At 63.5% G+C, this 7063-nt stretch carries 10 protein-coding genes; all 10 read left to right on the top strand.

Annotated features, from left to right (window positions below):
* The first annotated feature begins 153 nt into the window (after positions 1-153).
* Complete coding sequence (locus AC1DKD_RS37300; RefSeq protein WP_441631198.1) at positions 154-369, top strand: helix-turn-helix transcriptional regulator; 216 nt, start codon at positions 154-156, stop codon at positions 367-369.
* Complete coding sequence (locus tag AC1DKD_RS37295; protein WP_441631196.1) at positions 366-995, top strand: Rha family transcriptional regulator; 630 nt, start codon at positions 366-368, stop codon at positions 993-995. Before AC1DKD_RS37300 ends, AC1DKD_RS37295 begins: the two co-directional genes overlap by 4 nt.
* A gap of 75 nt (positions 996-1070) precedes the next feature.
* Positions 1071-1484, top strand: a complete 414-nt coding sequence (locus tag AC1DKD_RS37290) for a helix-turn-helix domain-containing protein (protein WP_441631194.1) — start codon at positions 1071-1073, stop codon at positions 1482-1484.
* Positions 1485-1867: 383 nt separating this feature from the next.
* The gene (locus AC1DKD_RS37285) at positions 1868-2056 is read left to right on the top strand and encodes a hypothetical protein (protein WP_441631192.1); all 189 of its coding nucleotides are present in this window, start codon (positions 1868-1870) and stop codon (positions 2054-2056) included.
* Positions 2049-2249, top strand: a complete 201-nt coding sequence (locus AC1DKD_RS37280; RefSeq protein ID WP_441631190.1) for a hypothetical protein — start codon at positions 2049-2051, stop codon at positions 2247-2249. The genes AC1DKD_RS37285 and AC1DKD_RS37280 overlap by 8 nt, the downstream gene beginning before the upstream one ends.
* The gene (locus AC1DKD_RS37275) at positions 2242-2532 is read left to right on the top strand and encodes a hypothetical protein (RefSeq protein WP_441631188.1); all 291 of its coding nucleotides are present in this window, start codon (positions 2242-2244) and stop codon (positions 2530-2532) included. The genes AC1DKD_RS37280 and AC1DKD_RS37275 overlap by 8 nt, the downstream gene beginning before the upstream one ends.
* Before the next feature lie 297 nt (positions 2533-2829).
* Positions 2830-3105 (top strand): hypothetical protein, encoded by a 276-nt coding sequence (locus tag AC1DKD_RS37270; RefSeq protein WP_441631186.1) that lies wholly within the window; start codon positions 2830-2832, stop codon positions 3103-3105.
* A complete protein-coding gene (locus tag AC1DKD_RS37265; protein ID WP_441631184.1) occupies positions 3089-3370 on the top strand; it encodes a hypothetical protein in 282 nt (93 codons plus the stop codon). The genes AC1DKD_RS37270 and AC1DKD_RS37265 overlap by 17 nt, the downstream gene beginning before the upstream one ends.
* Before the next feature lie 89 nt (positions 3371-3459).
* Positions 3460-3699, top strand: a complete 240-nt coding sequence (locus tag AC1DKD_RS37260) for a hypothetical protein (RefSeq protein WP_441631182.1) — start codon at positions 3460-3462, stop codon at positions 3697-3699.
* Positions 3700-4174: 475 nt separating this feature from the next.
* On the top strand, positions 4175-7063 hold a 2889-nt coding region (locus AC1DKD_RS37255), incomplete at its 3' end, for a DUF927 domain-containing protein (protein WP_477144426.1).

Here is a 7063-nt window from a genome sequence, read left to right as displayed (position 1 = left end):
GCTAATACACAGTAGCCGTGTTCTGCGTTTGGCAAGCGTGGTTACTGTAGCCAGCTGCTTTCAGTAGCCGTGTTTCGCTTCTTAGCATATGGCACATGCCGCGACGAACAAGGATGTTCGGTGACGCGGCGGTGAAACTCACTGTGAGGCCATATGCAAAGCGCACCCGTCGCCAATGCCACCCCTGCTGGTGGCCCCCTCTGGAGACTCCCTACCGTTACGGATAAAACCGGGCTCTCTCGCTCGGAGATCTATCGCCGTATCGCCCGCCAGGAGTTCCCGGCTGGCGTCCGCCTGGGCGCACGCTCTCGTGCATGGCGGGCGTCCGAAGTAGAAGCTTGGATTGCGGCTCTGCCGGCGGCGGTATGACCATGGGTCTCCCCAACAGTTCCAGCTCCCCGGTACCGCAGCGCATTGATGAGAATGGCACGCAGGCCAACGCGCTCGCCCTGGTCCACCTGCGCGGCGGCGAGCCCGTTACCGATTCCCTATCGATTGCCCGTGAGTTCGGGCGCCGCCATGACAACGTGCTCCAGACGCTCGGTACGCTGATTGAGGATGGCTCGATAGGTTTCCTTGATTTCAAGGAGACCTCCTACACCGATAAGTGGAACCGCGAGCAGCGCCGCCTTGAGCTGACCGAGCGCGGCGCTCTTATTGCCATGCCGTTCATCGGTGGCCGCAACTCGCGTTCTGGCCAGGTGCGGTTAGTCGATGCATTCCTGGCACTACGCCAGCAACTGAGCGAACCTAAGTCGCTCGGCTGGAGCGCAGCGCGTGGCGAGGTTGCCGCCAACTATGCTGTTGTCTCCCAAATGCTTGCCATGCGCCGGGAAGCGGATGGCAAGGGCACGAAGCCCCACCACTACGCGAACGAGGCTCGGCTGATCAACAGTGCTTTCAGTGGCAAACCCGATCCGATAGACCGCGCCGCGCTAAGCGCGGCCGAAAGGCTGGCCTCTTGGCGGGCGGTGGACATGAAACCGCCGAAATGATCGCAGCCGCAGCCAAACGGGCGTGCGATTGGGTGGCGGGGGCTGCGGCCGCTTCTGGTGAGGTTGAGGCGGACCATGGCGACGCGTAACGGAAAYAACGGAAAACCTGATGAGGCCCAGCGTTCGATTGCTACGCTGCGCCCTTGGGAATTGGACCGCTATGGAAATGTTCGCCTGCGCCACGTGAGCGCCTACCTGGTCAATGCGCCGCGCCTGGTGAAGGCGCCGGCAGGCCGTCCGGTGCTCTCCAAGGGCATTGATGGCGGTAGACGCGCTGAAGGCGAGCGCGCCCGCCTGCTCGCCGGCCTGCGCCGGGGGGCGCTCGATAGTCTCGCCGCACTTCGGGGGCATAGCATCCAGGACGTACCACGCCGCGTGTTTGAACTGCGGGCGCAGGGTCACAAAATCACCATGCGCCTGGAGTGGCGCGCTACAACGGATGGCAAGCGCCACAAAGTGGCTGTCTACACGCTGGAGGGCGAGGCATGATGTGTTTCCGCCTGCGCCTGGTGGTCATGTCTGCCGCCCTGACTCTGGCCCGCTGCGGCCCTGAGCCCCTTGCCCTGGTACTGGCCTCGCAGGCCTCGCCAGCGTGGGCTTTCGCAACGGTCGCCAGCTCGCGCTATACTGTGCCTGCCGTTGCAACCACAGCGGCCCGGGGTGAGAGCCGGAACACAAAGGCGGACGACCGCCGCCAGGCGGCTTTTTTTCGTCCGTCACGCCTACGTGCGCCTTCTATGGGCGGGCCTGGGCGGGGGAGCCTTCGGGCTCGCCGGTTCCTTTGTGCCGGTCTCTCAACCCTGCCTTGCGCCCGCCCACCCCGTTTGAGAGCGGGGAGCGGGATTGATACCGCTCACAAAGGAGGCCGTGCCATGGCCATGTCTTCGCTCGCCCATACCGAGCAATCACCCCTTCCCGAAATCCTCGCTATCGTCCGCACCGCGTTGCGTGATGCCGTTGCCGCGCCCACTGACCGCGAATCACTCGATGTAGCCGGCGCCGCGCTGGTGGCTGTTGCTGACCGCGTGCGTGCCCTGCAAGCGGAGGTGCGTCATGCGTAAAAGCACCGCCTCCGATCCTTTCGCCGTCACCATGCGCCAATTCAAGGCGTTGGCCGATTTCATGCTTGATCCTGACGGCGATGCATTCGACACGCTGCCCGCGCTCTGCAAGGCGGAACTGTCGCTGACGTTCAACCGGCTCAGCGCCGAACTTGCGCACCTGGCAATGCAAGGGGAGGTGCGCCATGTGTAAGCAATGCGAGTCGAATGCCGGTGCTCTCTTTACCGCCGCACAAATTGGCATCGCCACCCACGAAAATGCAGCTACAGGGCTGTCCGGTGCGGCTGCAATCTACGAGGCAATCATTCGTCTGACCACCGCCGCTGATGCGCCGGACAACTTTGACGTTATCGAGGGCCTTGCACGCGTGGGCGCACAGCTTACCAATACCTCGCTCTTCGCAGTGGATGGATGGCGTGAGAAGTTGGATTCGAGCGTGCACGGTCTGGAACGGGCGGAGGCGAGCCATGGCTGAGTCTCCGAAAACACATAGCGGCGCCGCAACGGATTGCCCGCCCAACGTGCTGAGCCATCCGGCTTTTAATCGCCCCGCCGTCGCCAACACGTGCCGCCGTGGCCGGCCTGGTGGCACGGCTAGCCTCGCGGCGAAGCGCCGGGAAAAGGCGGCCGCAACGGAAGCTGCCATTGCTGGCGACTGGCAACGGAATGCATCGCCCCTGGAGGAAGCGCTGATGTTGAGGGGCGGCCTCCTCGTGATCGCAACAGGCTTAGACAAACTGATTCGTATGCTTGAGTCGGGGAGGTGCGCCAAATGAGCAGCACCACCGAACGCAAACCACTCGCGCCATCTTCTGTCGCATCGGCCAAGGATAAGGTGTCACGTGCTATCAGCGCCTTGCACGGGATACGCTGGGCCGCCGCTGGCGCCCATTCTGACGGCGATATAGATGCCTTCTTTTGCCTGATCGATGCCGTGCTGCCGCAGCTCGGCGTAGAACTGGAAGCCGCACATAGCGCATTGGGCGGCACGCCTATTGGCTACTTCGCGCCCGCGAACGGGGAGGGCGGCCATGCGCGCCACGTCTGAACAAAAAACGGGTACTCGCCACGCGGACGGGGCGCGTGCCTGCGTAGTTGTGAGCCTTGCTGCCGTACGTGGTCGCAAGGCCGCCAATTCGGCCGCAGAGACCAGCGCTGCAGCTTCGGCATTTGAGCAGCCTGAGCATTCAATCCTGATCCGCCGCACTGCGGACGGCCGCTATGCCTGGTCATTGCGTGGCCTGCCGGCCGGATCTCGTCGCATCGCCGCGCAGGCTCTGTCAAAGGTCCTGGCTGCGGTTATGGAGGACTGAGCATGAGAATGGCTTTTCGAGATAGGGCGGCTACTGTGCGGCTCTGGCGCGATGGGCGGTTTCGTGCGCGACAGCGCGCACCGCTCACGATGGATGAGACCGCGCGAGCCGCGCAGCTCGATGCGCTCAAATTTGCCCTGGAGAACGCTGGCGACGGCCTGCTGGAGCTGATGGAATTGAGTCGCGCTCTTGCCGATTTGGCGAAGGCAGACACGCCGCGTAGGCGTATTGCAGAGGTGGGAGAGGGCTTAGCGGCGCGGCATATGGACGATGTTTGCCGCTGCCTGAATGAGCAATTCAAGATACTTCCCTTTTCGGAGGACGTATGAGCGCAATGAACCGTACCAAGACTGCCGTGATTCCTGCCATTGCGCACGCGGCGGCACGTGACGCCCTTGTTTGCCTCCAGTATCAGTGGGCCGTCGACCTGGGCATTGAGACTGCGGATGGCTGCTTGCAGCAGCTTGGCCAGATCCCGTTGCACGTTTTYGTGCCGGGTTGCGCAATGAGCTTTCGAGCGTCATTGCAGCGAGCGGCGGCGGAGGCGGGGCAAGCGGTACCGGCAGCCGAGCTAGCGGCGGCCGGCGACGCTTTCGTATCGGGGCTGCTGGGTCGGTTGCAGCAGTACTTGCTCGCCGGGTTCGGTGGTCGGGTGAACTCCGCCACGGGCGCAGCTACGCACCCGCACTAGGAACAAAACACCATGAATGAACGCTACATGCTGGCTCGCTGCGGGGCCGGCGGGGCGAACTCGCCCCTACGAATTGACGAATGGGTGAATCCGCAGGGAGGGGGCGAAGCCTGATGCAATACGAACACACGCCAGAGAAGATCCGCGCCGCCCTGACCCACATCCCGGCCGATGATCGGGAGCGGTGGCTGCGCATTTGCATGGCCGTAAAAAACTATTTCGGTGACGATGGCTGGCCTCTCTTCAACGAGTGGAGCGAATCCGCGGCGAACTACGATGCTGCCGCCGCTAAGGCTACCTGGAAGAGCTGCAAGGCTTCGGGCGCCGTGGGCATTGGCACGTTACTGCGCGAAGCCATGGCGGGGGGCTTCGATCCTAAGCGCTTTGGCCCGGCGCCGGCCTTGTCGAAAGAAGAGACGGCGCGCCGCGATGCCGAACGCAAGCAGCGTGAGATGAGTGACAAGGCAAAGCAGGAGGCCGGGCAGCGCGAGGCCGCTGCCAAGGCTGCTGAGCTGTGGGAGGCGGCGGCCGAGTCGGGCAGCTCGCCCTATCTCAAGCGCAAGGGCGTAGAGGCCCACGGCGTGCGCTTTGGCAAAGGATGCATCCTCGTGCCGGCGCGTGACGCTGCTGGCCAACTGTGGAATCTGCAGCGGATCTACGGCAAACCGCTGAGCGGCGGGAATGACAAGATCTTTTTGAAGGGTGGCCGCGTGTCAGGCTGCTATCACGTGATTGGCACGCCGGATGCGACTGGATGGCTGCTGGTGGCCGAGGGATATGCCACGGCCGCGACGTTGCACCAGGTGTGCGGCTTGCCGGTGGTGGTGGCCTTTAATGCGTCGAACCTGCGGCACGTGGCAGAAACCATGCGGCGGCTCTTCCCGGATGTGCAACTGCTTATCTGCGCCGATGATGACCGGGCCACCGAAGCGGAGACGGGCAAGAATCCGGGGCTGCTGGCGGCCAAGGACGCCGGGCGGCGGGCACGTGGTCAGATGGTGGCGCCGGCTGGCTTGCCAGACGATGGCAGCGACTTTAACGACTTGGCTCGGGTTTCTGGAACTGAGCAGGTGCGCCAGCAGCTTGAGGCAGCTATGCGGCCGGAGCTTTCGGCAGTGCCTGCAGCGGAGAACATCGATAGAGCTGCGGCAAGCCAGCAGGCAGCCGCTACGCGTGACGTAAAGGTGCGGGGCGGGGGTGAGGTGGCCACCACCAAGACGAAAGCGCCTAAGGCCGCTAAATCGGCCCGGTCGCCAGGCCGCCCATGGTTCGATGTGGACGGCAAAGGGGTTTGGTATCACGGGTTTAGCGACCAGGGCGACCCGTTGCCGCCGTACTGGGTCTGTTCGCGTCTCGATGTCGAGGCCAAGACCCGCGACGAACACAATGGGGAGTGGGGTTTTCTCCTGGTGGCCAACGATGCAGACGGCCACCCGAAGCAATGGGCGATGCCGGCGCGTATGTTGGCCGGGGATGGTACGGAATATCGGGCCACGCTGCTTTCCATGGGCGTCAATATTGCACCTGGTTCGAAGGCAAAGAACCTGCTGACAACGTACATCCAGACGGCCGCTACGGAAACACGCGCGCGCTGTACGGATCGCATTGGCTGGCATGGGAGCGCGTTTGTGTTGCCGGATCGCACGATAGGGGAGGCAGAGGGCGAGCGCGTGCTGTTCCAGTCGGCTGCGGGCGTTGTATCGCAGTTCAAGCAACGTGGCACGCTCGATGAGTGGAAAACGCAGGTTGCGGCTGCGTGCGTCGGTAACACGCGGTTGACCTTCTGTGCCTCTGCGGCGTTCGCGGCGCCGCTCCTGCATCATGCGGGCTTGCAGTCGGGCGGCTTTCACCTGGTAGGGGATAGCTCCAGCGGCAAGACAACGGGCCTACGTGTCGCGGCCTCAGTGTTTGGCGGGCGTGACTATGCGCGAAGCTGGCGGGCAACTGACAACGCCTTAGAACTGACCGCTGCGCAGCACTCGGATGCGCTGCTGATCCTGGATGAGATTGGCCAGGTCGATCCAAAAATCATCGGGGATACGGTCTACATGCTGGCCAATGAGGCCGGCAAGGGTCGCGCCACTCGCACTGCCACGGCGCGGCCGGCGCTCACGTGGCGGCTGCTGTTCTTGTCGGATGGCGAAATCAAGCTATCCGATCATATGGCCGAGGCCGGCAAGGTGGCGAAGTCGGGGCAAGAGATCCGCCTAGCCAACATCCCGGCTGATGCAGGTAAGGGCCTCGGCGTGTTTGAAGACCTTTGCGGGTTCGTCTCGGGCAAGGCCTTGTCCGATCATCTGCAGGAGGCCACGCGAAGCTACTACGGCACGGCGGGCATGGGGTTCATTGAATGGGCGGTGGCCAACCAAGCGGAGCTTGCGGAGATCTTGCGGGAGGGGGTTAGCGCCCTGGTGAGTGATTGGGTGGCGGGCAGCGCCCATGGCCAGGTGTTTCGCGTGGCATCGCGGTTTGCACTGGTGGGGGTGGCCGGCGAACTGTCCACCAGTGCAGGTCTAACCGGCTGGCCGGCGGGCTGGGCCACATCGGCGGCGAAGGCTTGCTTTGATGCGTGGCTGACCGAACGCGGAGGCGCCGGTAGCGGCGAGCATAAGTCAATGGTTCGGCAGGTACGCGGTTTCCTGGAGCTGCATGGGGACGCGCGCTTTACCTGGGTGAATCGTGCGGCCGATGACCACAAGCCAAACACGATGAATCGCGCGGGATATAAGCGCTTGGTAACGGGCAGCGGTACACCAATCAACACGAATAGTGACTACCTGCGGGAGTTTGGCGACAAGATGAGCCCGGAGGCGGCGGAGACCGCAGCGTGCGAGTACTTCATCCAGCCGGAGGTGTGGCGCAGGGAGGTATGCAAGGGCTATGACCCAAAGGCAGTGGCCGCGCTGTTGATGGCGATGGACGTGCTGCAGCACGAAGAAAAGAGCGGCCGGCCGGACAAGCTGATGCGCATACCCGGTGTCGGCCGAACGCGTGTGTATTGC

Source organism: Cupriavidus sp. 05T313 (assembly GCF_056396665.1).
The sequence above is the reverse complement of the archived record's forward strand: the minus strand, read 5'-3'. Positions and strand labels throughout refer to the sequence as shown.

Bases quoted from the DNA above. Each gene is read 5' to 3' on its own strand.
- AC1DKD_RS37300 (WP_441631198.1), top strand. From the start codon at position 154: ATGCAAAGCGCACCCGTCGCCAATGCCACCCCTGCTGGTGGCCCCCTC.
- AC1DKD_RS37295 (WP_441631196.1), top strand. From the start codon at position 366: ATGACCATGGGTCTCCCCAACAGTTCCAGCTCCCCGGTACCGCAGCGC.
- AC1DKD_RS37285 (WP_441631192.1), top strand. From the start codon at position 1,868: ATGGCCATGTCTTCGCTCGCCCATACCGAGCAATCACCCCTTCCCGAA.
- AC1DKD_RS37280 (WP_441631190.1), top strand. From the start codon at position 2,049: ATGCGTAAAAGCACCGCCTCCGATCCTTTCGCCGTCACCATGCGCCAA.
- AC1DKD_RS37275 (WP_441631188.1), top strand. From the start codon at position 2,242: ATGTGTAAGCAATGCGAGTCGAATGCCGGTGCTCTCTTTACCGCCGCA.
- AC1DKD_RS37270 (WP_441631186.1), top strand. From the start codon at position 2,830: ATGAGCAGCACCACCGAACGCAAACCACTCGCGCCATCTTCTGTCGCA.
- AC1DKD_RS37265 (WP_441631184.1), top strand. From the start codon at position 3,089: ATGCGCGCCACGTCTGAACAAAAAACGGGTACTCGCCACGCGGACGGG.
- AC1DKD_RS37260 (WP_441631182.1), top strand. From the start codon at position 3,460: ATGGATGAGACCGCGCGAGCCGCGCAGCTCGATGCGCTCAAATTTGCC.